This window comes from Oleiphilus sp. HI0125, assembly GCF_001635355.1.
Window position 1 is genome coordinate 1 of sequence record NZ_LWGF01000568.1, and the last position, 480, is coordinate 480.

At 45.6% G+C, this 480-nt stretch carries 1 pseudogene; it reads right to left on the reverse strand.

What is annotated here, in order from left to right:
- Nucleotides 1-480 (reverse strand): annotated as a pseudogene (locus A3762_RS07065) (type VI secretion system ATPase TssH); the annotation flags it as partial.

Genomic DNA, 480 nt, shown 5'->3' on the forward strand with positions numbered 1-480 from the left:
AAACCGTCTCGGCGATCTCTTCCTCTGTCACGCGGTTACGTAACAAGGTCATACCCACCATCTCCGCCTGGCTCGCCATGTCTAACTGACGCTCTAACTCCGGAATTTTGCCATATTGCAGTTCCGACATAAGTCCTAAATCACCGTTACGACGCGCTGTATCAAGCTCAACACGCGCCTGCTCTAGCTGACTTTTCACTTGCTGCGAACCTTGCAAGGCAGCTTTTTCTGACGTCCAAACTTCTTCAAGATCGGCAAATTCTTTTTCGACAGTCTCAATACGTTTGTTAAGTTCTAACAAGGATTTCTTTGAACCTTCATCCTTTTCTTTCTTTAAAGCTTCTCGTTCAATTTTGAGCTGAATGAGTCGACGCTCTAACTTATCTAAGGACTCTGGCTTCGAATCCATCTCCATACGAATTTGGCTCGCAGCCTCATCTACTAGATCAATAGCTTTGTCTGGCAATTGTCGGTCACTGA